Genomic DNA, 24012 nt, shown 5'->3' on the forward strand with positions numbered 1-24012 from the left:
TTGGAGGTGGACGATATGAACACCGTACATTGTATCGGCGAATTGTTGATTGACTGGGTATGCGAGGATGCGTCTAGCGATCTCGTGAACGGGACGACGTTCGTCAAGAAAGCGGGGGGCGCACCTGCGAATGTCGCGGCAGTCGTCAGTAAGCACGGGGGACAATCCAGTTTCCTCGGACAGGTTGGAGATGACCCGTTTGGTCTCTTCTTGAAACAGACGTTGGTCGAGAACGGCGTCCGAACAGAAAACCTTGTGGAGTCTGGAGATACGACATTCGCATTCGTATCGATTCAAGAGGACGGAGAGCGGGACTTCACATTCCGTCGCGGAAGTGACGGGGAGTATGCCTTCGAGTCGATCGACTTATCGGTGATCGAGTCAGGAGACATCATTCATTTCGGCTCGGCGACAGCACTACTTGATGGGAAATTGAAAGACGCGTATTTTAAGTTATTGCAATTTGCAAAGCGGGATGGCTTGTTTATCTCGTTCGACCCGAACTATCGGGATGCATTGATCACGGATCTCGAGCAATTTAAACAAGATGCGAGACACTTCATCGCGGAATCGGACTTCATTAAATTGAGCGAAGAAGAAGCGCACTTGTTAACCGGAGAAGAACAACTAGAAGACGCTGTTCGTGCACTGCTTGAATTAGGTGCAAAACAGATTGCCATCACACTAGGGTCTCGTGGGACGTTGATTGCGACAAGCACGCATCATGAAATCGTTCCTTCAATCTCAATCAATAGTATCGATTCGACGGGAGCGGGAGATGCGTTCGTCGGAGCTTACTTATATCGGTTGGCAACACTCGGGTTTGACCCGGAGCGCTTACGTTCCGACATTGAATATGCGAACGTAACGGGTGCATTGACATGTACAGCTTATGGCGCAATTCCAGCAATTCCATCACGACAACTTGTGAATGAAACGTTAGGAGGGAAATGAAGATGGATTACAAAAAAGAAGCAGCATCGATCCTAGAGGCGATTGGTGGGAAAGAAAACGTTGCGGCAGCCGCGCACTGTGCGACTCGCCTTCGACTCGTATTGAACGATGAGTCGAAGGTCGATGAGAAAGCACTCGAACAACTTGATGTGGTTAAGGGAACATTCTCTACAGGCGGACAATACCAAATCATCATCGGACAAGGTACGGTCAACAAGGTCTATGCGGAATTTTCACAATTGACTGGTCTTGGAGACATGTCGACGACAGACGTGAAGTCAGCCGGAGCGAAAAAAATGAACCCGCTCCAACAGTTCGTCAAAATGTTATCGGATATCTTCGTTCCAATCATCCCGGCCATCGTCGCCGGCGGTCTCTTGATGGGGATCAACAACTTATTGACGGCACCGGATTTGTTCTTTGATGGACGTTCATTGATTGACCAGTATCCAGGCATGGCCGACCTCGCAGCGATGATCAATACGTTCGCAAACGCCGCCTTCGTCTTCCTTCCTGTACTCATAGGGTTCTCCGCAGCCAAACGGTTCGGTGGTAACCCGTACCTGGGTGCAGCGCTCGGGATGATCATGGTTCACCCGGACTTGATCAATGCATACGCTCAGGCAAGTGTTGAAGAGATTCCGGTTTGGAACATTTTCGGACTCGAGATTGAGAAGTTAGGATACCAAGGACAAGTCTTACCAGTCCTCGTCTCGACGTATATTTTATCGAAGCTTGAAATCAACATTCGGAAGTTTATGCCGGCGTCACTTGATATCTTGCTTACGCCATTACTCTCACTCCTCTTCACAGCGTTCATCACGTTCGCTTTCGTCGGACCGATCACTCGTGAAGCAGGGAACTTGATCATTGATGGGTTGGTGTGGACGTATGATTCACTCGGATTCGTCGGTGGCTTGATCATGGGTCTTCTCTACGCCCCAATCGTTATTACAGGGATGCACCATAGCTTCATCGCGATTGAGACACAGCTTCTCGCTGATATCGCCGAAACAGGTGGATCGTTCATCTTCCCAATCGCTGCGATGTCGAACGTCGCACAAGGGGCGGCTACCCTTGCGGTCTTCTTCTTGACTGCTGATAAGAAGATGAAAGGGGTCGCATCAGCATCAGGAATCTCTGCACTACTTGGAATCACAGAGCCTGCCATGTTCGGGGTCAACTTAAAACTTCGTTATCCGTTCATCGCAGCCATCGTTGGTTCAGCCATCGCCTCTGCGTTCATCGTTGGAAACGACGTATTGGCAGTAGCGCTCGGTGCTGCCGGATTACCAGGTATTATTTCAATCGCACCAGGTTCGATCATCTCGTATATCATTGGCATGGCCATCGCCTTTGCCGTGACATTCGGATTGACATTCATCCTCGCGAAACGACAAGCAAAAAAAGAAGCGGTCAAACAAGCCGCATAACAAAAAAGGAAGTGACACTATGAATTGGACGAAGGCCGAACGTTATCGTTCACTCCGTGACGTGAGCGCCCTCGAGATGGAGGTGCTCCGTGCAAAGACGGCCGCATCCCCGTGGCGGTTTGGATACCATATCCAGCCGCCGACGGGCCTCCTCAATGACCCGAACGGCTTCGCATATTACGATGGAGAGTACCATCTATTCTATCAATGGTTCCCGCTCGGGCCAGTTCACGGTCTCAAACATTGGTATCATGTCAGTTCGAAAAATCTCGTCCATTGGACCGACCGCGGGGTGGCGTTAGTCCCTGAAACGAAGGAGGATTCCCACGGTGCCTATTCTGGAAGTGGGTTCGTCGTAAACGACACCCTTCACGTCATGTATACCGGGAATCATCGTACGGACGATTGGACGCGTCACGCCTCGCAAATTATCGGTGTCTTACGTGACGGGATGATCGAGCGGCGCAACGTGGCCATCCCGGATATTCCGGTCGGTTACACGGAACATTTCCGCGATCCGAAAGTATGGGAAGAAGATGGATCATATTATGCGATTGTCGGTGCACAGCGAACGGATGAGACAGGATGTGTCGTCTTATATCGTTCGACCGACTTGAATGATTGGACGTTTTTAGGTGAAGTGAAGACGGAGCTCGAGCAGTTCGGTTACATGTGGGAATGTCCTGACGTGTTTGAACTGAATGGAAGGCATGTCCTCATTTTTTCTCCGCAAGGGATTGAGCCTGAAGGTCATCGCTACCACAACATCTATCAATCTGGATACGTCACAGGTACGCTTGATTTAGAAACGCTCGTCTTCACGCACGAGTCATTTGAAGAGCTCGACTTCGGGTTCGATTTTTACGCCCCGCAAACGACGGAGCATGATGGTCGTCGTATTCTAGTCGGCTGGATGGGCTTACCGGAGATTGAATATCCGACAGATCGGTACGGCTGGGCCCATGCGTTGACACTTCCTCGAGAACTATCGCTTGAAGATGGGGTATTGAAACAACGCCCAGTCCTAGAAATGGAACAACTCCGACAAGGCCAGTTCGTAAACGAATCAGGTGCACATATCGATGTAGTTTCGCCAGAACGTTATGAGTTGAAAATGTTGACGTCCGGGGAAGACTTCGAGCTTGAACTGTTGAAGACGGAAGATGAGTCGCTCGTGATTCGGTACGAGAAAGACACACACGAATTGACCATCGATCGGACAAACGCGGGTGAACCGTTCGCGACGGAGTTTGGGACGACCCGGACAAAAGTGATTGAGGTCACGTCCCTTCATCTGTATGTCGACTCGTCGAGTGTCGAGTGTTTCGTCAACGACGGTGACGCTGTGGCAACCCTTCGCGTCTTCCCAAGTGGTGGTGAGAAACGGGTCCGCTACGTCGGAGACGGGGCAAGTTTAGTCGGTTGGAAATTTGAATGAATGTAAAAGCTGAGCGATTGCTCGGCTTTTTAATTTTTCAAAATGTTGAAACCGTTTCGATAGGATCTACGTATAGATGAAGAGAAGAGAGAGGTGAGAGAATGAATAAAATGATGAAGTGGGTTGATGCGATTCGAACGATTACCGCACCATTTGGAGATCCGATTGGAGAAATTGAGAATGAAGAAGTTGAACGCGTGATGGTGGCGGAGTCGACGGTGCGCGGAATAATGAATCCAGAAGTGAAGTTAGAGTTTAATGAATTGAGCCAGGTGCGGGTGTTCGCGGAAATGCTACGTAGTTCAGAAGAAATCGAAGGCATTGAGATTGAAGTGGCACCCGATTTTGATCTCTTGTTGCAATTTAAAGGTGGCGAGCAAGAACGCTATCAGCTTTGGCTCGGACAACCGGACCATCCAAGTGTGATCACAGAATTTGAACGAACAGACGTTATCTGGCGACTACCGGAACATACGACGAATCAATTGATTGATGCCCTCGGGTTAGATACGTAAAAAAGCACCTCTTTTTGAGATGCTTACGAGTTGAATCGGATAAACCGTTCGATTTGTCGCTCTGATTTTCTCGCTTGTCGTCCGACCCAAATGAGGTGTCCTGGGCTGTTCAGGATTGTTAACTGAGCATGCGGGATCAATCGCTTCGCGTAATGCGCATGACGAACGGGGACGGCCTTGTCATTTTTTGAATGGACGATGTAGGTCGGGCAGGTGACACCGAGTAAGACCTCACTTGAGACTCGTTGTTTTAAATCGAACTGTGCGCCAAGTCCAAACGCCATCTGATTCGCGACACGTTTGAGGAGGAAGATGTCGTAGGGTGACACTTCTTCTCGAATCGTCTCGAGTGCCAACACACTCGTCGATTGAATCATACGGGCCGTCGCTTCGAATGGATGTTTTTGAATGGCACGAGCGATGAACTGTTTCATGATGTATTGAAGGGCGATGAATGCCGGCTGGACGATATTTCGACTGACCGTGTCCCGATACGGGAAATCGACGACACTCGTTACGGCGGCAGCGAGTGTCAAGCTGAGTACACGCTGATTCTGTGAAGCGAGCTCGATGGCGGTCGGTCCTCCGGCAGAGATGCCATATACATGATACCGCTCAATCTGTAGCATCTGCATCAAGTGATGGAGTTGTGACGCAAACGCTTGAGGGGATGCTGAAAACGAGTAGGGAGTTTCTCCATATCCAGGCCGAGATGGGACAATGACCCGGAAACCGGACAAAACGAGTTGGTCCACATGGTATGGTTCTAGACTTGAGGATTGGGTCCCATGAATCAGTACGATGACGGGACCGTGACCACGGTCTATATATTCGATTTTTGAGCCGTTGACGTGTGCATAATATTTCACTAGAGATGGCGCCTCCTTAAACAGTTTGTAATGGAAAATACCTTTATTTCGTGGAAATAAAATGATAATGTCTGTTTATACATAATTTAGATAGAGAAACGAAAGGGGATAGAACCGTGAATAACCGAGAGCGGTTACTTGAAGTTCGACGTTTCTTCGAACGTTACACGGACGAAGCGAATCCAAAGACACTAGAAGATTTGCTCGAGTACTTGTCAACGATTGGAGATACTTCTAAGTTAGCAAAAAAATCGGTGAAAGACGATATCCAGGCACTGAATAATTCGGGGTTTGAAGTGCAGGATGAATTGGAGAAGAATGGTCTCGCCAAAAAATATTGGCATTCGGCCCGCTTATTTGAGATTCATGAACTTCGGATGATGGTCGATGCGATTGTCGCAGCGAAATTTATCTCGGAAGACGTGACCGAGGAAATCGTAGAGAAGCTTCAAATGCTGACGAGTATCCCTGAAGCGAAGACGCTACAATCGATCATCAAGACGCCGAAGAAAAAACACGGACACATTCCTTACCATATCGATCGTATTCAACGGGCCATTCATGAACGGAAAGCCATCTCGTTCCAATATACAGACGTCGTCGGATTCGATGTGACGAAGCGAACGTTCCCGCTCCGCCGTGACGGAGAGCGATACGTCGTCAATCCGATCGACTTGCATTGGAATCACGAGCAGTACTACTTGATCGGAATCGACGAATCAATCGGAGAGGTGCGGAACTACCGGGTTGACCGCATCGTCAACTCGGAGATCGTGGAAGACGGTACCATTCGCCCGAAACATCATCTACCTGATGATTACTATCAAAAATCATTCAATATGTATAACGGATCTGATGAACAAATCGTCTTGTCCGTCGACGAACGAGTACTCCCGGTCATCTTTGACAAATTAGGAGAAGATGTTTCCGTGTCCGAACATGGAGAACGATTCCTCATCCGTTTCGATGCGGCCGTATCTGACGGATTCATTTACTGGTTGCTCTCTTTAGGGTCACAAGTAGAAGTGGTCGAACCGCTCACGCTGCGTGATCATATGAAAACAACGATTGAGAAGATGGCAACTACTTATGAAAATACAAGCATTCATTCATCCATCGAGTAAGCAGATGTGCTATACTGCTTGCGACACTAGATGAAGGGGGACAGGCGGATGTTGAATTGGATGCCATTGATCATTCCGATTGTCGCTGTCATTTTCGTAACGATCGTCGCAAGGCGCGCCATGAAAATGGATAAAGAGAATTAATAAGAAGAGACATCGTCCAGGACTGGGAGGTGTCTCTTTCCCTATGGAGGTAGAACGTGGATACGATTACACATACGTTATTCGGTTTGACGCTATACGGTGCAGCCGATAAACGGGATTTACAACAACATGAAAAACGAGCCTTATTCGTCACGACACTTGTCGGGAGCCAAATCCCGGACAGCGATGTGATTTCTCGGCTATGGGACACGGAAGGGATGTATCAGATGTGGCATCGCGGCATCACCCACTCGATTTTTCTCGTCCCACTCTTTGCCTTGCTCATCTACATACTCGTTCGCCTCCTCTTTCGCGTGACGGACATTCGCTATTTTTGGTGGGCACTGTTGTCTGTCTTCATACACAACACATCTGACTTGTTCAATGCATGGGGGACAGGGTATTTCGAACCAATCTCGGACGTGAGGATCACATTCGGTGTGATCCCGATTGTCGATTTTGTCTATTGGGGAATCTTCTTGGTCGCCTGGCTCGTCGCACGTAAACAAGAAGTCCGTTATAAGACGTATCGGTATGCATGGGCTGCCCTCGTCCTGTATGTCGCCATTCAAAGTGCGCAAGGAGCTTGTTTGTATCAGGCATACGCGGACGAGCATGACGAAGTGGCGCTCTCGTCTTCATTCATCCCGACTCAGTTCACCGTCATCACGAAGACTGAGGAGAACGTATCGCTCTTTCAAGATTCGATATATCAAGAAGCGACCTTGCAATACGAATTGACGAGTGCCGAAAAGACGAGTCTTGAGCCATTGTTTGAAGTGAATCAAGAGGCACGCACATTGACCAAATGGTCACCGTTCGTCGTCATCGTGGCGAACGAAGAACGACTCGGGGTCTTTGACCCACGTTTTTATGACGGAGAGTCCTCATTTTTATATGAATATATCGAAAGGTAGGGCAACGGATGGGACGTATACGTTATCTCTTTATCTTTGCTTACGAACAGGCACTTAGTTGTATCTTCCCGGTCGCCATCTTTGGCGCGCTCGCCGTCACGAAATTTGTGGAGTTACCGCTCCCGCGATATGATGTCTTACTCATCTGGTGTCTGTTCGTCCAAGTGATCCTTGTGAAGACGGGACTTGAGACGATGGAAGAGGTGAGGGTCATCAGCTGGTTCCATGTCATCGGTCTCGGACTTGAACTGTTCAAGGTGCAGATGGGGTCATGGAGTTATCCGGACGAGGCGTTCACGAAAGTGTGGGGTGTTCCGCTCTATGCGGGATTTATGTACGCGAGTGTCGGGAGTTACGTCGTCCAGGCATGGCGTCGCCTCGATCTACGATTTACGAAGATGCCGAACCCAATCGTTGCCTTCGGACTTGGGATTGCCATTTACTTTAACTTTTTTTGGCATCATGTGTGGCTAGACCTACGGTGGCTGTTGATCGCACTCATCTTCTTGGCGTTCGGCCGTTCGATTGTATCGTATAAACTCGATGACCGTCGATTCGAGATGCCGGTCGTCCTATCGTTCTTCTTGATTGCTTGTTTCATCTGGCTGGCAGAAAATATTGTCACCTTTTACAACGGCTGGGCGTATCCAGATCAGTTGAACGGTTGGGCCATCGTCGATTTGGGTAAACTGTCGTCCTGGTTCCTACTCGTCATCATCAGCATCCTCCTTGTCGCTTGGCAAAAGCGAAAACTAGAATATGAAACGACTTAACTCTACGCATGTCGAGTTTTTTAATTGTGAATAAGAATTGAATCTTTTAGTAGAAAAATACGTAGTGAATATCGAGGTGATGGGGTTGTTGGAAATTGTATTCTATTGGTTGATTGGATTAATGTGTCTCGCTTCTCTTGTCATCTATTGGACGGATTGGCGTAAGACACGCAATCGTGTGAAATTATGTCAAGCTGCTATCGCGATCTTTGCATCAGTGGTTGTATTTGGAATGGCCGGGATGGAGACGTACGACCGTATGACGACGAATTACATCGTCGAGACAGGAGAATGTTACGTCGTGAATGATCAGTCCTCGAAGGGTTCGTCGAACGTGACGTTATGGTTCGGCGAGCGGGCATACGGCTTCAAGGAAATTCCGGATGTTGCGTATGGTCCGGGACAACTATTTTCATGTCGTGCGACGATGACGAAGCAGATGCAATCAGGAATCGATTATGAGTTGCGCTCACTTGACGGTGAGTTATTGTACTCAACCTATTCAGATGATTGATCGCGTGACATGGTCGAACAAAAACGTGTTCAAAGCTAAATGCATAGCTTCGAACACGTTTTTCTATCATTGACTCTATATGTACGCCATAAAAGTAACATCATGACGGTAAATGCAAGTCCACCGACCAAATTGGTTACGAAGAAAAGATACTGAGACGACAAAAAACGGGATACTGCCTGCCATATAAAGGACAGTGAAATCAAGGCAAAAATGAATATACCAAAAGGGTTGGAGAGAATCGTAAAAAGTTTATGATCCATTGTCATGCACCAAATGAGTGGAACTTGGCAAACGTACTATTTATCATTTCGATTCCTTCATCTTGTTTCGTTTTCTCTCTAAAAAGATTGGAAGGATATTCATAAAGATTGCCGCAATCGTCAAAAACCATAACGCACGAGACATACCGGGTACGACATCCATTATGGCAGCCCAGTCTTTTGCTTCGACCCACATGTTGAGCAGGCTATATTCGGCGCACAACGTGAGAGCAACTAATGATAGGGCAATCGCCATCGGCAGCTTATAGTCCTTCTCCATCATAAATACGGTCAAATTAATAAGCGTTGCCCCAATCGCCGCCAATCCAAAAATAATCCACATCCTTTAACCCCCTAAATATTTCTATCTATACATTGTATCATACAAATTAACCCAGATAAATTTCAGAAAATTGTTTCTATTTACATAATAAATATGCTAAAATCAGTGGAAAGTGTCTTTGGATATTATTCCCTTTAGAAAATGAACAATCAACCGGACATCCTTTCACACTTTTGATTGAGAGATTGGCATTCAAAAGGAGATCGAACTATGACGTATATTGCTCGGAAATCAGTTCATCTGATAATCGCATTTTTCATCTTGATTGCGATTAGTGCGCTACCGTCGCTCGTCGTTCAGACGGATTTTAGTCTGACGAATTATTGGAACGGCATTCAACAACAGATGGACCAATTACAGAAACTAGAGGACATTACATATTACAACATCACCGCGCAACGTTACTTGCCACTCTTGCCGGCACTTGGACCGCTCGTCAAAGAATCGGTCATCATTTTTACCACGGCACTCGCGGTATCGACCTCGCTAGGATTAATGTATGCGTACTTCTACTATCGGAGCGGGAGACGCATTCGTACCGTTTTGCACCAAACGAGTCAGACGCTCGAGATGGTACCAGATTTGTTCTGGTTAATTTTTTCTCAATTTCTTGCGATTACAATCCATAAGTCTACAGGGTTCGATCGCATTGAAGTGGCCGGAGGATTCGCAGAATATATACGGTTTCTCCCAATCGTCACATTGACGCTGACGACATTATTCTTCTTTATCAAATGGTTGACGATTCATATTCATGAACAAGAAGCCATTCCGTATCTCGAACTCGCACAAGCGAAAGGGATTCGACCGAGTGGACTGTTTTGGAAACACTTATTACCGAATATCATCTATCGGTTTTACCTCTTTTTCCGTTCGAACATCATTACCATCTTATCGACACTTCTGATTGTCGAATACTTATTTAACGTTCAAGGGTTATTCCGATTCGCCGTCTACAACCCGCAGATGGAGATCTTACTGGTTATCTTATTCGTCATCTATATCCCGATTTTTCTGTTGGATTTACTGATTGAATGGATTATTCCGAATGCATGGAAAGGAGGGATTTGATGCGCCGAGTATTAATACGTGACCCGATTTTCATCTTCTGTTTTGTCATCGTAGCGGGGCTATTGTTGATGAGTTTTGGAAATACCGTGTTTCGTGATGGGAATGTTGATCAAACCCTCATGCTCTACTCTGATGAAGGGAGACTCATTGGAATACCACCATTAGAACCGTCAAAATATCAATGGCTCGGGACGGACAATGCTGGATATGATTTATTCCAAATGCTCGTGGAAGGATTTAAGTGGACGGTTGGCATCTGTGCGCTCGTCGCATTCGGACGGATGTTCATCGGTCTATTGATTGGCATCCCTCTTGCTTTCAGGGGAGCTCGCTTAAATCAATTCTTTAAAACGTTATTGGACGGCTTTTTGATTCTGCCGATTTCATTAATTGCATTGATGATGTTAGTAGGAACACTGACCTTTTTTGATTCGACACAAGTGCCTCCATTATTTGATCGAGTCAAGATTGAACTAATCGTCTTAGTCGTTCTCGGATTGCCTGCCGTCACGTTATACCTGATCACGGAGATTCGACAATTGCTTCAACAAGAGTTCATGATTGTGGCTCAGACGCTTGGTGGCAGTGTCTGGCACCGTGTGAGATTGCATCTATTCCCGCATCTCGTTCCAACCCTCGTGATCGTCTTCATGCAACAGTTTGTTCAGACGCTCATGTTGCTCATTCATCTCTCACTGTTTGGGATTTTCTTCGGAGGAACGGTCATGTTACATGAAGGGATCATGCCGACCGTCTATGAATGGTCTTCGATGTTCGGGTATTATTTCAGACAGTTCACTGCGATGACATGGATGACGAATCATCTATTTCTCGTCCCGGCCATGTCACTTGCTGCGCTTATCTTTATTTTCAACTTGTTGACGAGCCGTCTCGAGCGAGCATTTAAGCTCAGACGTCAGGAACCGGTGGTGACCGAGGCAAGTCTAGCACAATCGGAAGCGGCAGCTGCTTCCCTTTCGAATCCATTCACCCTTGTTGATTCGACTGTGTCATTAAGGAAGGAACCGGATGATATCGTATGATATGATCCGGTTTTTCTATGTCGAATGGACTGAACGGTCTTGTTTGAGGGAATGTGTATAACAGATTGAGGTGACAATTCATGAATGGAGTGAATCGATATGAAAGCTGCGATTTGTACCGCGTATGGGCCACCGGAAGTACTCGTCATTCAAGAAGTGCATCAACCGAAGCCGAAAAGCAATGAGATGCTGATTCAAGTCCATGCATCGGCCGTCCACTCGGGAGACCGACGCCTCCGCGCACTAGACGTTCCAGCATTAGGAAAACTACCGATGCGATTAGTTGTTGGGTTTAAGGCGCCACGTCAACCGATTCTCGGTGTCGTGTTGGCAGGTACCGTCGTAGAAACAGGAAATAGTGTGAAAAACTTTCAGGTCGGAGACAACGTCTATGCACTAACTGGGATGCGTTTTGGTGGTTATGCGGAGTTTGCATGCGTGAACGAATCGAAATGTGTGTTTCAGATGCCCACGCATGCCAGCTTTATCGAGGCGGCTGCTCTACCGTTCGGAGGTACGACGTCGTTACATTTTTTGCGGAAGGCACATATCGACCGGGCGAACAACGTTCTCATTTATGGTGGCGCAGGTGCTGTCGGTTCGACTGCCGTACAGATTGCGAAGCACTACGGCGTTCATGTGACTGCGGTATGCCATGAACGGAACATCGAGCTTGTGAAGCGGATCGGGGCAGATGTAGTCGTGGACTATTCGAGAGAAGGATATGACCGTGATTTGGGTACGTATGATGCCGTCTTTGATGCTTCGGGGAAAATTGATAAACGACTAGCCAAAAAACACGTGGCAGAGAATGGTGCGTTCAGTTCCGTCGCGGGACAGGGACCGGCGAGGGAACGAAAAGAGGACTTGATGTTTTTAAACGAACTGTTTGAAGCAGGAGAGCTACAACCCGTCATTGATTCGGTTTATTCGCTAGATGAGATTGTCGAGGCACACCGATACGTCGATCAAGGGACAAAGGTTGGGAATGTGATTGTGAGAATTATGGAAGAATCAATCAGATGATAGATGGTAGTATAGAGAGAAGTATCAGACTTTATCGTGAGGTTTGGTCGAGAACCTCACTTACATATGAATGCATTCACCGACTAGACAAATCAATGAGAGCGGGCGAGTAGTCATGAATATATTGATTGGGCAACCGAAGATGGAGCGAAATCTCGAGCAACTGAAGCGAGAGATTGAGTCGAACCCGACGGTGGACTTGATTCTCTATCCAGAGGGATATTGTACATATAGAGCATTGGATGAGCTGAGTGATGTAGCGATCCAATTCAACACAACGATTGTTTTAGGGTATCGAGATGACACGAATAGAGACCGGGTCCTCATTGTAAATAAGAATGGCGAGATGTTGTTAACGCGACGGAAAACGCCTGAAAATGAGGGCTTGTTCATGCCATCAAGTGCCACAGATGGAGCAGAAGAATACGGATATTTACTGTGCAGGGAGATTTTTATGGGGAATGAAGGATTGAAGGGTCATGAGCATCTGACAATCATATTCAATCCAATCGGGGTCGGGATGTTTAGTGAGGAACAATTCACGGAGTGGACGGAAGCAGCGAGAAAAATTGCGATGGAACGAAAAGCGATGATTATCGGAACGAGTCACGCAGATGGATCGTATCGAAATTGTGGAATCTCGATTCCGATCGCATACTGCTTTGATGAAAATGGTGAAGAAGTGTTTCTATCGAAAAATGATACACGGACGAGAGTGTTAGAGACTGATTCAAGAGTTACTACATTCGTCTAACAAACCGTGATTTCCTATAAAAAATGAAATACGTGTAAAATGAATGGGTTTATTTCACATACCATTAATTAAACTTAAATCAGAAAGCGAGTACTTATGAGATACCTTTTCAAACGAAAACACAAGAGTGATTGCAACTGCTCGATATGTGGCACGAGTAAAGAACATACAGTCGGCTTTGGATCGATCATGCCATCAGTATTAGACGGCCTATCGAAACGGGAGATGAAGAAGCGCGTCGTCTTGACAGATGATGTATGCGTCCTCGATGAAGCTCATTTCTTTATCAACGGATGCCTCGAACTCCCGATCATTGGAGAAGACGATCCTTTCATCTGGAATGTCTGGGTATCACTCAGTCCGGATAACTTTTTCAAAGTCATCGATTTATGGGATGAACCAGCTCGTGTAGACCTCGGCCCGATGTTCGGCTGGTTATCGACGGATCTTCCCATCTATCCAGATACCATCAATCTAAAGACAAACGTACATATGCGTGGAGTCGGACTACGTCCATTGATTGAACTCGAACCAACGAATCATCCTCTTGCAATGGAGCAGCGTAATGGTATCACGAAATCGCGGGTCGATGATCTATTCCGACTCGTTGAACGTAGCGGATAAAGGAGGAGATCAGGGTGAGTCAATTGAAGTCATCTTTGATTTTCGATTTGTACTCAGGAAATCAAGCGCTCACTTCGGTTCAGCAGAAGATGTTGGAGCGGATCGAATTACTTGTTCACAACAAACGATTCAAAGAACTTGGACACTTCATGCGCGACACTCCGGACATCGAGCAGCTGTTAATTGACTATGTGCTACTTGATCCGACCGATTCATATCGCTGGGATCTGCTTATAGGTTATGAACGGTTAGATCGGATTGAAGATTATGATCGAGTGAACGCGTTTTGCCGAACAGCTTTTTCATACCATCCAGATAAACCCTTCTATTTTGCCTTGGCGTTATATGATATAGGATGGAATGATTTCGAGATGGACGAGGAAGTCATTGAGGTGGCGAATCGATTGATCGAAGCAGCAACACCTGAAATTTCTGCATTGACTTGTCTAAGCATGTCAAAAGTGCTACGACATAAAGAGCGCGAGTATCTTCAAATGGCAATCGAGCGATGTCCGTGGGCAGTGCAGCCAACCTTTTCTTTAGGTGAGCATTACAGCCGGTTTAATCAGAGATTGGCTAAAATCTATATGGAAAAAGGTGTGGCTCAATTGGCTCTGACTTTTGATGATTCAGGTGAAAAGTCAAAACCAGTGATTGGTTTCAATCCACACACTTGGCAGAGGGATGTTTGTAACGAGCTGTTAGGGATGGATATGAGTTGGACAGAATATAAAAAGTACAAGCGAATGATCAAATGAAAGAATCAAGAATAGTGATAAGGAATGCGAGGGAAGATATCATGAGAATCACAGAAGCGACACTCTACACGAACCGACTTGACGAAATGAAACGTTTCTATACGGAACGACTTGGATTATCAGTCAGTGAAGAAGACCTGGCCAGTTTTCGAATCAATCTAGGTGAAGATGCGTTGGTATTTCAAGAGGCTAAAACAGAGCAAGAGCGACAGTACCATTTCGCAATCAATATTCCGGCTAACCGGTTCAAAGAAGCGAAAGAATGGATCATGTCACCTGTACCGCTTTTGACCGAGGACGGGGAGGACGAAATCTATTTTGAAGGGATCGATGCATCATCGCTTTATTTTTACGACGCGGACGAGAATGTCATCGAGTTGATTGCTAGACATTCGATTAATCCGGAAAGTAACATCGAGTCCTTTTCGTCAAATGAGTTTCTTGGAATCGGCGAGATGAGTTTGACGGTAGAAGACCCGTCTCTCGTCGCGAAGGCGCTTGAGACAATTGGAGTTAGACGGCGAGATGCGAACTCAATCGACCCCCGTCATTTAAATTTCATGGGTCCTCCAAATCACGATACATACATGCTGCTCGTACCTCGAGGGCGCGTTTGGCTCTTTTCACCAAAATTGTCGATTCCGAGCCCGATTCAGATGGTACTTGATCAACAATACATCGTCGAAATGGATGAGAAACTCGAATTTCATATTCACTCCATCAAAAAATGAGTTCACGATTGAACTCATTTTTTAGTCTTTGATTCGACATACCGATAAATTTCTTCTAATCGTATGGTTGCGTTCTCCAAGTTCACCTCAAACGATTTGTCTGAGCATTCAACAGTGAGCGAATCACCGTTTTGACGTGAATACTCTAATAATAGTGGTCTGATTCGTTCATGTACAATATGTGCATTATCAATTGAGGTTCGAGGGAAAATCATGGCGAATGTGTCTTGCGCCACCCGATACTTCTTGTCCGTTCGTCGAGTCGCTTCGTGAAGTTCGTCACTAAAATAGTCTAAAAACCACTCATATTCGGATGAACCATACCGTTTTTCAAAATGATTGAGAATGGGCAATGTGATGAATGAAACCACGAAGGTCTCACCGTGGCGAATCAACCGATCCCGTTCAGCCTCTATATCCATCAAAAAACGATCTCGGTTATCAAAACCGGTCTCCGGGTCTACCGCAATCAACTGACTGACTCTCGCTTCCGCAACCTTTAGTGCAAACTGGGCATGGAACAGGATGACTTGAAGCCAGTAAGACAGACCCGTTAAAACCGCAAATAGTAATAAAATATACAGTTGCGCAGTAGCGGCAGTCGCATACACAGGCATGGTGATTAAAAAGTAAGCTGCGAATCCGAACAGAATGAATACACTAGATCCGCGATGAATGAGCAACGTGGAAAGATAAAGAATCGGAATACAGATCATCCACCAAACAGGTAGATGATTCATGATCAGCAGAGAGGAAAATAGAATACTACATGCCAACGATACAACGATGAGTGCGATCAGTTGTAGTGACATCGTTGTCCAGAGTCTCATAGGTATCCTCCTCTTAAAAGAAATAAATTGAAATAGTTACACTATTATCCATTTTCCGAAATAGTGATTGTTCAAACCGATTCGAACACTTGATTCATTATAAGTGATTTACTTGATTATGAAAGGCTTATTTTTGAAAAGACGTGAATGTTTCCGAACACTTCTATAGGAAAAGAAGAATGAATGATTGGTGTATAATGGAAAATGAGGTGGTGGCATGAATCGAAAACATATATTGATTGTCGGAGGGACAGGGATGTTGGCCGAACTCACATCTTATTTAGCGATTGAACAGGATGTCACGGTCATTGGACGAGATAAAGAAAAAATGGCAAGCATTGTACAACGAAATCCTGAAACGTGTCATCCACTGATTGTTGACTATCGCGAAGAGGAAGCACTTTCAAACGCACTACAGCGAGCAGTGAAACAAAGAGGTCCGTTTGATCGAGTCATCGCCTGGGTGCATCGAGGCTCAGGGAGAGCGATGCAACTCATTTTGAATCATTCGGAAAATTCAGAGGTGATACATATTTTAGGTAGCCGGGCGAATCCGGAATATGAGAAGAGGTGTCTATGTCTCAATGCACAACAAACATATCGACAAGTCCAATTAGGTGAGATGCATGAGATGGCATCTGTCCGTTGGTTGACACATGACGAGATTGTGAAAGGGGTTCTCGATGCTATGCAGAACCAAGACGACTATCGATTGATTGGTACACGAAAGGATGACGTAAATGTTCACTCGAGAAATGATTAGCGAATGGATGGAGGAGCACCATGTATCAAATTTAGATTTGGCAACTATCACTGAAAGAAGGGAGTTGTCCGCATTTCAATTGGGAGACGTCTCTTGTGAAGGCAGGATGTTCGCCGCCTGTTCGATTAGTAAATTTGTAACGGTGATTCTCATTTTGAAGCTCGTTGAAGATCAGAAGTTAAATTTAAACTCGGAAATCAATGATTATTTCTCTTCCTTCACATTGAATGACGAAAATGGGATTCCTTCACAGATCACAATCCGACAGCTCATCCAACATCAGGCTGGCATAATCGATTCGCCTCATCAGTTCGGGACGATGGTTCAATATGAAGAAATTCCTTCGATGGAAGAGATGATATTAGGCAACACATCCTATTATGAGCGACCGATGTGTGTCCAGTCACAGGAAGTCGGGACGTTCCACTATTCAGATGCAGGTTACTGTTTACTCCAACATGCGATTGAGCAATGCATGTCTTCTACATTTGAAAAAATTATGACTGAATACATCTTTGCACCGCTGGATATGAACTCAAGTTCGTATGATTTAGAGAGGATAGAGAAGTATGGCGTTATCGGGATTGAACCAAACGGGTCAGTCGTCTCTCCAAAGTCATGTTATTATCCTTATCCTGCAGCGAGTGGACTTTGGACAACGGCTTCCGATTTAGCGACGCTCGTCAACGCAATTACGACAGAAGGCTTCTTGAGTAAGGAGTCAAGAAGGGTTTTATTCACACCATCTTCTACAAATGCCGAAGTAGGACATGGTCTATTTATAAATCCCAACAAGCCAGGTAAGGGATTCTCATTCGGTTGGGGAATCGGGTTTCAAAGCATACTCGTGATGGAGAAAGACTCTCCAAAAAGTTTCATTTGTTTGTCAAATCGGAATGAAGGGGTTCATCAACTCGAAGGATTGATCGGACAGCTACTACGGACATACACATAACGTATTATAAGGAGGGCTACACGTTGGCTAGACACTATTCAACGGGAGAGGTCGCAAGAAAACTGAACGTGTCTGTGCGTACGCTTCGATACTATGACCAAATCAATTTGGTCACCCCCTCGTATACGAACGATGTACAGAAACGATTTTATAGTGATGACGAAATGTTTCGGCTTCAAAAAATCATGCTTTTAAAATCGATGACCGTCCCGCTCGATGAGATTCGGAGAATCTTAGATGAGGAATCCCTTACAAGCATCTTGTCCGCCCATCTGTCCTCGTTAGAAGAAAAGATAGAGGAATTGAAGCAGGCGCATAACCATACGGTCACGCTCCTTCAATCCATGAAGCTTGAAAATGAAAAAATCGATTGGACGAAACTGCAAACTATTCAAGCTAAATCAAATGATCGGAAACAATGGACGGACTATTTTACGGAAGAAGAGTCTGATTCATTGCAAGCAAGTTTACCTAAATTAGAAGACGGTGAGCATGATACGAAAAAGTGGATCAACTTGATTCGGAGAACCGAAATTCTAATCGAACGCGGGGTCGCCCCTTCCTCAAAAGAAGCCCAAATTCTTAAAGAAGATTTGGCTTGGTTAACAGACGAGACATTTGGAGACAATCAACAATTGATTGAATCATTTTGGAAGATTCGAAAATCAACTGATGCATCGAATGAATTAGGACTCTATCCAATCGATGCATCGATTCTTGCCTATATTGATTCACTATATCAAGACTGATTCCCTCATGCCAATGCAGTCAATAGAACGGCTAGCCCATTAAAGGTGCCATGGATGAGCATGCTGGAATAGATAGAGTTGGTCCGTTCATATACCCAAGCGAACACTAGTCCCGATACAAAATTGACGAGTAACGTGTTTGTCGTCGGTAAATGAGCGAGAGTGAATATTCCAGCACTTACGATCATCCCGATCCCAACCCCAAATCGTTCTTGAAAGAAGCGGTATAAGAACCCACGATAAAAGATTTCTTCATAGATCGGTGAAACGATAGCCGCCGATCCAAACGCAATCAGTATGGAGATAATCGACAAGTCACTTTGTAAACTCTCTGTTTTTGTATTCGACGTACCGATACCGAAATATGATTGGACTATGACGATGATGATACTGAGTACAATTAGCACAATTGTCCATAAAAAGATGTTGCCCGAATCTTTCACTGGAAAACGGCGAAGTCCTAACGTTTCCAGCGAAAGGGTTTGAGGACGTATTGCGACGAGATAGAGGACAGTCATAAATATTATGGCCAACAAAAGACCAATACTTGTTCCTGAATAGAGGGTGTTTCCCCATGACTGTACTAGAAAGTTGTGTAATTGTCGCTCGATAAGTAGGGGCGTCACTCCGAATAGAAGAACCATCGTAATTGCGAACTGGTTCCATGTCCAAATGGGAGTTGTTTTCTTTTGCATTTGATTCAACATCGTATTTCCTCCTTATGTGGTTGTAGCCCCATCATATCGGGTGACGTAACGTCACCTGCAAGCAGAAAAATGAAAAAGGAGTATTAAGACTATGAAACAGTGGATTGGATCAGCTGCTTTATGTATGAACGAAGAAAAGAAAGTCCTGTTCGTAAAGAATCGTGACGTACAACAATGGAGTTTACCATCAGGCGGTTTAGAAGAAGGAGAAACGCCGGAACAATGTTGCCAGCGTGAAGTGTTCGAAGAAACGGGCTATCGCATTTCGATTAATCAAAGATTACATATCAAACGAGCCATCATCTCAAGTTACCAAGTCGAAACGCACTATTTTTTGGCAACGTGTGACGAGCGGATGGCGACCGCAACTATCGACTCGGACATTGATGAAGTCAATTGGTGGTCGATTCATGAAATAGAGCGATTGGAACTTGCATTTCCAGAGGATCTTGAGCTGATTAAACGGTGGAGTGTATGAATAGAGTGATTGAAGTCAATGGATATCACATGGAATATCGATTATTCGGTTCCGGGGAACGCCTCATCGTGGTGATGACAGGAATGGGAGGTTCATTCGAAGAGTGGGTTTCTCTTTCTGAACAATTAAGCGAGTCGTATCAAGTATTGCTTTATCATCGCTCAGGTTATGGTGAGAGCGAGATAAATATGCGCTCGAGTCGAACGTCATCTCATCTTCTTGAATGTACAGAATTGTTGGATGCCCTTCAGCTAAAACAACAAATCATATTAGTCGGTCATTCTTACGGAGGTCTGTGCGCGCAACACATGGCCAAACTTGTTTTGGATAGAGTAGTAGGAGTTGTACTCGTTGATTCCACTTCCCATAACCTTTCAATATTAGATGAGTTAGAAACGCCTATAATGGATGGTCAGTATTCAGATGAAGATTGGCGGACGATGTGTCGTTCTTATTCAAATCTGTCGAAAGAAGAATTAGAGCGACTCCATCAGCCAGAACTTTCACTCGAACAACAAGGCTTATCATCAGATGTACTCGCACGTCTCAAGCGTTTTTATCAATCTCCTCAGTTGTATAAAACGATGTTGGAAGAAGAATCGTTTTGGCATGACGATGCCTCAATCATCAAACAAATGGGTACCTTTTCATCAATCCCGTTAATTGTCATCGGTCGAGATTCTGAAGCGATGATTGAAGAAGGGATAAATGGAGGGTTACCTGAGGCTGAAATTCGCTTGCTAGAAGAGACATGGCATGATCTGATCCATAAACAGTTGAGATTATCAAATCAATCGGAACTCATCATCGCAGAAAAGGCAGGACACCAAATTCATTTACAACGACCAGACACAATCATCGAAGCGATTCATCGAATCGAACAAGCCGGTCGCATATAAACGACCGGCTCATGACTTAAGAAACTTCTTTGATTTGATTGTGAGAGAAATACTCCCGTTTCGAACGGTCGCGCATGACATGTATGGTGTAACAACCAACAAGGAAGAAGATAATCGAGAATGCGAGATAGACTGGACGAATCCCAACCATGTCGGCAAGAAGTCCAATCCCAAATGTGAGTAGGATGACGAGTAGCGACTCTGCCACATTGATAGCGCCAGAGAACCTACCCATGATTTCGACCGGGACATGGTGTTGATAGAATGATAAGAATCCTGTATTTGCAAAGGCAAGCGCGAATGTCAGGACAAAAAATCCAACCGAGGCCATCATGAATGACGATGAACTTGCGAAAAGAAGATAGCCGACTGGTGTCATGATCGCCCCGAATCCAATACAAAACGATAAGGACAAGCGGTGACTCCATCTTGAATTGATGAGTGATCCAAAGATAATCCCAATCCCAGCGATACTGACGAGAAAGCCATATCGGCTTTCAGACAAGTGAAGGACTTGGGTCGCGAATGACGCCTCCAACGAATCGAGTCCAGACATGAAGATGGTCATGACACAGAACAATCCATAAATGAGCATCACATATCTGCCATTCGAAGCGAATCGGATGACAACCTTCCAATCGTCAATGATCATCCGCATAGAGAATGGTTCAACAGGCGCATTCGTTCGAAGGTGAGATGGGAGGAGCATCAGCATACCGACCGATCCAATGAGTGCGAAGGCGTTCACAAAAATCGCAAATGTCGGGCTCCCGACTAGAAAGAGTAGACCCGCAATCGTCGGACCTAAAATAAACCCGGATGACTGTACAAAGTTTTTCATCGCATTGAACTTTTGTCGGTTCGAGGCAGGTACGAGTTGCGTCATGTAGACCAGACTCGATGATTCGAATAACGAGCTCATCACATTGAGAAGAAAGACAATCCCGTAGATGAGCCACAGTGAATCAATCCAGCCTAAGCTGAATACGAGGAACGCACGCAGACCATCCAGTAACATCATCAGTCGTCTCGTATCGACCCGGTCAATCAGGCTACCTGACCAAAGATTCGAGACGAGCGAGGCGAGCGGGACTAATACATACAGAATCGAGACGGCGAAAGGGGATCCAGTCATCTCTAGGATAATCAAGTTGAGCGCAATGAAGTATATCCAGGCACCAAGGTTTGAGATTCCGACACTGACGAGCAGTAGCGCAGAGGTTTTTCGAAACGAATTCAAGTCAATCACTCCTTCTATTTTTGATCACTTTCGGAACGCAAAAAAATCCCACCCCCAAGAACGAATTCTTGGGGACGAGATTCTCATCGTGGTGCCACCCCTGTTCGTCCGTACGTCACCGCACGAACCTTATTCGGTACTGCCGAATGAATCGGACTATACCTCAACTCTATAACGGGAGTTCCCGTCGCCACATCCCTCGGGGTGAGTTCCATAGCGCTGCTCAGAGGCTTGTTTCGATCAACGTTCTTTACTCCTTTTCACCAGACGGAGCTCTCTACGAAAGATTCATTGATGTACTGTTCTCTTCATCGCGTTTGTCAGATCATTTTTAAAAGGATAGCACATTGTGAAAAAATTGGAAACAACAATTCATCCATAACTATAATATAGAAAGCTAACGAAGAATCGAGGTGCAGTGTTGATCGACTATAAAGAGATAAAAGAGACGAACCAAGTACTTGCGACTTTTCATAAAATTGATTCCAATCAGTTAGATGGCTTCATATCGAAACATTCGATATTGATCGGGAGATATGATGAATACGTCACGAAGAGTTACATTGACGTAAAGCGACACAGCGATTGTGAAGAAGCAAATCAAAGACAACATCATGTTCAAACCGTGATAAAACCTGCACTCAATGAGCTGAAGAGACATGTTTCACGAATTATATTACAGTCTATTAAGGATGAGAATCACGTGACGCGCCTAATGCGAAATCGGATGAATCTTTATCATGAAGAGAATGTTGATTTATTGATCGAAGAGGATCAACTTATACAGAAGTATTTGCAAATAATCGGTCAATTGACTGACCCGACAGATCATTCTAAGTCGATTGCGGAACTTCATGGAGACCTATACGATGCTGACGAATCCATCCGTAAACAGGCTTTTACGCTCATTTATAAAGCGTATGTCTCAACAGAAGGTGACATCACTGAATGCTTGAGAAGTCTTATTCAAAATCGGGAACATCAGGCACAACGATTAAACGCTAAGAGTTATCGTGAACTAGCCTTTATGAAGCTAGGTCGTCTAGATTATGATGCCGAGGATTGTATACGATTTGCGAATCAAGTGAGTAAACATTTTGAGCCACTTCGCCGCTCGTTCCAGCAACTACAGACAAAGGAATTGAAGAAATCGAAACTTTCGCCATGGGATTCATTCATTTCTCCCTTTTCGAATCATCACGATTTATCCGTTTCGTTGCATGACTTAATCAGTGGAACGGAACGAATCTTGAATGAAGTCGATCCCTACTTTGAAAAGCTGTTTAGGGACATGTGTGCGAAGGGCCATCTCGATCTAACGCCTCGACCGAATAAAGCGGAAGGTGGATTTTGTGAATCTTTACCCAACTCAAAATCATCTTTCATTTTTATGAACCGATTCGGTGGATTTGATGACTACATTGTTTTAATACATGAAATGGGTCATGCCATCCACCATGATTTCTCACAGCAACACCTATTTTTCGAAGCGCAGACCATTTCGTTTGAAGTCGGCGAATTCGCAGCTATGTCACTAGAGCTATTTTCGATGAACCAATGGACAAAAATCTTTTCAGATGAACGAAATTTAATTCAAGCTAAACTAGAACAGTTTCGATTAATCATCGAATTTTTACCAAGTGTTTTCATCGTGGACCAATTTCAACATAATCTATATGATTCAGAAAAGAACGTGGACACATTTGATGAAATATTCAAACGCTTAGTCGATCAATATGAGACTGATTTGATTGATTGGAGCGATGTGAGTGATTTGAAAGGAAAAGAGTGGCTGCGCGTGATTCATCTTTTTGAAACACCTTTCTATTACATAGAATATGCGCTTGCTCAGATTGCTGCACTTCGCATGTATATGCAGTATAGGCAACATCCAGTCGACACTCTGAACCAATATAAGAATGCATTAGCTTTAGGTGGTACTGCTTCGATTCCTGATACTTATCGAGTAGCAGGCGTATCCTTGTTTCCATCTGAGGAAGAATTAGTCGAGTTGACTGATTTCTTAAATGCTGAGATCGAACAGCTAGTGAAACAACTGAATGAAATCGATTGACTCAGAGATGATTGTTCATCTTT

General features: G+C 45.1%; 26 protein-coding genes and 1 other annotated feature. Of the genes, 21 read left to right on the forward strand and 5 right to left on the reverse strand.

Annotation, left to right across the window (positions count from 1 at the left end; translation table 11 throughout):
• The first annotated feature begins 15 nt into the window (after positions 1-15).
• The 4 genes from EAT1B_RS00950 to EAT1B_RS00965 all read left to right on the forward strand — a co-directional run bounded on the left by EAT1B_RS00950 (position 16) and on the right by EAT1B_RS00965 (position 4340).
• A complete protein-coding gene (locus EAT1B_RS00950) occupies positions 16-954 on the forward strand; it encodes a carbohydrate kinase (protein WP_012726242.1) in 939 nt (312 codons plus the stop codon).
• 2 nt (positions 955-956) lie between these two features.
• Positions 957-2387, forward strand: a complete 1431-nt coding sequence (locus EAT1B_RS00955; RefSeq protein ID WP_012726243.1) for a sucrose-specific PTS transporter subunit IIBC — start codon at positions 957-959, stop codon at positions 2385-2387.
• Between the two features lie 19 nt (positions 2388-2406).
• Entirely contained in the window at positions 2407-3825 is a 1419-nt protein-coding gene (locus EAT1B_RS00960; RefSeq protein ID WP_012726244.1) for a sucrose-6-phosphate hydrolase, read from the forward strand.
• 101 nt (positions 3826-3926) lie between these two features.
• A complete protein-coding gene (locus tag EAT1B_RS00965) occupies positions 3927-4340 on the forward strand; it encodes a hypothetical protein (RefSeq protein WP_012726245.1) in 414 nt (137 codons plus the stop codon).
• Between the two features lie 23 nt (positions 4341-4363).
• Here EAT1B_RS00965 and EAT1B_RS00970 read toward each other — a convergent pair whose 3' ends face one another.
• Positions 4364-5209: an alpha/beta fold hydrolase gene (locus EAT1B_RS00970; RefSeq protein ID WP_012726246.1), complete on the reverse strand. Its 846-nt coding sequence runs from the start codon at positions 5207-5209 to the stop codon at positions 4364-4366.
• A 116-nt stretch (positions 5210-5325) separates the two neighbouring features.
• Between EAT1B_RS00970 and EAT1B_RS00975 the strand changes: the two genes are divergently transcribed.
• The 4 genes from EAT1B_RS00975 (at position 5326) to EAT1B_RS00990 (ending at position 8681) form a co-directional block, all read left to right on the forward strand.
• Positions 5326-6333 (forward strand): YafY family protein, encoded by a 1008-nt coding sequence (locus EAT1B_RS00975; protein ID WP_012726247.1) that lies wholly within the window; start codon positions 5326-5328, stop codon positions 6331-6333.
• 200 nt (positions 6334-6533) lie between these two features.
• Positions 6534-7394 carry a metal-dependent hydrolase gene (locus EAT1B_RS00980; protein ID WP_012726249.1) on the forward strand — a complete coding sequence of 287 codons (861 nt, stop codon included), beginning with the start codon at positions 6534-6536 and terminating at the stop codon, positions 7392-7394.
• 8 nt (positions 7395-7402) lie between these two features.
• Entirely contained in the window at positions 7403-8167 is a 765-nt protein-coding gene (locus EAT1B_RS00985; protein WP_012726250.1) for a DUF817 domain-containing protein, read from the forward strand.
• Positions 8168-8255: 88 nt separating this feature from the next.
• Positions 8256-8681, forward strand: a complete 426-nt coding sequence (locus tag EAT1B_RS00990) for a hypothetical protein (protein WP_041917891.1) — start codon at positions 8256-8258, stop codon at positions 8679-8681.
• A 306-nt stretch (positions 8682-8987) separates the two neighbouring features.
• Here EAT1B_RS00990 and EAT1B_RS00995 read toward each other — a convergent pair whose 3' ends face one another.
• Positions 8988-9287, reverse strand: a complete 300-nt coding sequence (locus EAT1B_RS00995; RefSeq protein ID WP_012726252.1) for a hypothetical protein — start codon at positions 9285-9287, stop codon at positions 8988-8990.
• Positions 9288-9497: 210 nt separating this feature from the next.
• Here EAT1B_RS00995 and EAT1B_RS01000 point away from each other — a divergent pair, with 210 nt between their 5' ends.
• The 7 genes from EAT1B_RS01000 to EAT1B_RS01030 all read left to right on the forward strand — a co-directional run bounded on the left by EAT1B_RS01000 (position 9498) and on the right by EAT1B_RS01030 (position 15294).
• Positions 9498-10358, forward strand: coding sequence for an ABC transporter permease subunit (locus EAT1B_RS01000; protein ID WP_012726253.1), 861 nt, complete (start codon positions 9498-9500; stop codon positions 10356-10358).
• A complete protein-coding gene (locus tag EAT1B_RS01005; protein ID WP_012726254.1) occupies positions 10358-11401 on the forward strand; it encodes an ABC transporter permease in 1044 nt (347 codons plus the stop codon). The genes EAT1B_RS01000 and EAT1B_RS01005 overlap by 1 nt, the downstream gene beginning before the upstream one ends.
• A 99-nt stretch (positions 11402-11500) precedes the next feature.
• Entirely contained in the window at positions 11501-12427 is a 927-nt protein-coding gene (locus EAT1B_RS01010) for an NAD(P)-dependent alcohol dehydrogenase (RefSeq protein WP_012726255.1), read from the forward strand.
• 115 nt (positions 12428-12542) lie between these two features.
• The gene (locus tag EAT1B_RS01015; RefSeq protein WP_012726256.1) at positions 12543-13181 is read left to right on the forward strand and encodes a hypothetical protein; all 639 of its coding nucleotides are present in this window, start codon (positions 12543-12545) and stop codon (positions 13179-13181) included.
• Positions 13182-13277: 96 nt separating this feature from the next.
• Positions 13278-13805: a DUF2199 domain-containing protein gene (locus EAT1B_RS01020; protein WP_081432693.1), complete on the forward strand. Its 528-nt coding sequence runs from the start codon at positions 13278-13280 to the stop codon at positions 13803-13805.
• Positions 13806-13819: 14 nt separating this feature from the next.
• Entirely contained in the window at positions 13820-14563 is a 744-nt protein-coding gene (locus tag EAT1B_RS01025) for a hypothetical protein (RefSeq protein WP_012726258.1), read from the forward strand.
• Between the two features lie 41 nt (positions 14564-14604).
• Complete coding sequence (locus EAT1B_RS01030) at positions 14605-15294, forward strand: hypothetical protein (protein ID WP_012726259.1); 690 nt, start codon at positions 14605-14607, stop codon at positions 15292-15294.
• 14 nt (positions 15295-15308) lie between these two features.
• On the opposite strand, the gene EAT1B_RS01035 is transcribed toward EAT1B_RS01030, so the two are convergent.
• A complete protein-coding gene (locus tag EAT1B_RS01035; protein WP_012726260.1) occupies positions 15309-16124 on the reverse strand; it encodes a GGDEF domain-containing protein in 816 nt (271 codons plus the stop codon).
• Positions 16125-16341: 217 nt separating this feature from the next.
• Here EAT1B_RS01035 and EAT1B_RS01040 point away from each other — a divergent pair, with 217 nt between their 5' ends.
• From EAT1B_RS01040 to EAT1B_RS01050, 3 genes are read left to right on the forward strand one after another with little or no spacing between them, the layout of a single operon-like run.
• On the forward strand, positions 16342-16887 hold the full coding sequence (locus EAT1B_RS01040) for a short-chain dehydrogenase/reductase (RefSeq protein ID WP_012726261.1): 546 nt from the start codon (positions 16342-16344) through the stop codon (positions 16885-16887).
• Positions 16865-17842, forward strand: coding sequence for a serine hydrolase (locus tag EAT1B_RS01045; protein WP_012726262.1), 978 nt, complete (start codon positions 16865-16867; stop codon positions 17840-17842). Before EAT1B_RS01040 ends, EAT1B_RS01045 begins: the two co-directional genes overlap by 23 nt.
• A gap of 23 nt (positions 17843-17865) precedes the next feature.
• Positions 17866-18591, forward strand: coding sequence for a MerR family transcriptional regulator (locus EAT1B_RS01050; protein ID WP_012726263.1), 726 nt, complete (start codon positions 17866-17868; stop codon positions 18589-18591).
• A 5-nt stretch (positions 18592-18596) separates the two neighbouring features.
• On the opposite strand, the gene EAT1B_RS01055 is transcribed toward EAT1B_RS01050, so the two are convergent.
• Positions 18597-19298 (reverse strand): CPBP family intramembrane glutamic endopeptidase, encoded by a 702-nt coding sequence (locus EAT1B_RS01055; RefSeq protein WP_012726264.1) that lies wholly within the window; start codon positions 19296-19298, stop codon positions 18597-18599.
• Positions 19299-19389: 91 nt separating this feature from the next.
• On the opposite strand from EAT1B_RS01055, the gene EAT1B_RS01060 reads away from it, so the two are divergent.
• Positions 19390-19776: an NUDIX hydrolase gene (locus EAT1B_RS01060; RefSeq protein WP_012726265.1), complete on the forward strand. Its 387-nt coding sequence runs from the start codon at positions 19390-19392 to the stop codon at positions 19774-19776.
• A complete protein-coding gene (locus EAT1B_RS15720) occupies positions 19773-20675 on the forward strand; it encodes an alpha/beta fold hydrolase (RefSeq protein WP_012726266.1) in 903 nt (300 codons plus the stop codon). Before EAT1B_RS01060 ends, EAT1B_RS15720 begins: the two co-directional genes overlap by 4 nt.
• Before the next feature lie 16 nt (positions 20676-20691).
• On the opposite strand, the gene EAT1B_RS01070 is transcribed toward EAT1B_RS15720, so the two are convergent.
• On the reverse strand, positions 20692-21915 hold the full coding sequence (locus EAT1B_RS01070) for an MFS transporter (protein ID WP_012726267.1): 1224 nt from the start codon (positions 21913-21915) through the stop codon (positions 20692-20694).
• Positions 21916-21982: 67 nt separating this feature from the next.
• Positions 21983-22236, reverse strand: a binding site (T-box leader).
• Positions 22237-22336: 100 nt separating this feature from the next.
• On the opposite strand from EAT1B_RS01070, the gene EAT1B_RS01075 reads away from it, so the two are divergent.
• Positions 22337-23989, forward strand: a complete 1653-nt coding sequence (locus EAT1B_RS01075; RefSeq protein WP_012726268.1) for a M3 family metallopeptidase — start codon at positions 22337-22339, stop codon at positions 23987-23989.
• Positions 23990-24012: the final 23 nt, after the last annotated feature.

Origin of the sequence: Exiguobacterium sp. AT1b (assembly GCF_000023045.1) — a bacterium.
Taxonomy (GTDB): Bacteria; Bacillota; Bacilli; order Exiguobacteriales; family Exiguobacteriaceae; genus Exiguobacterium.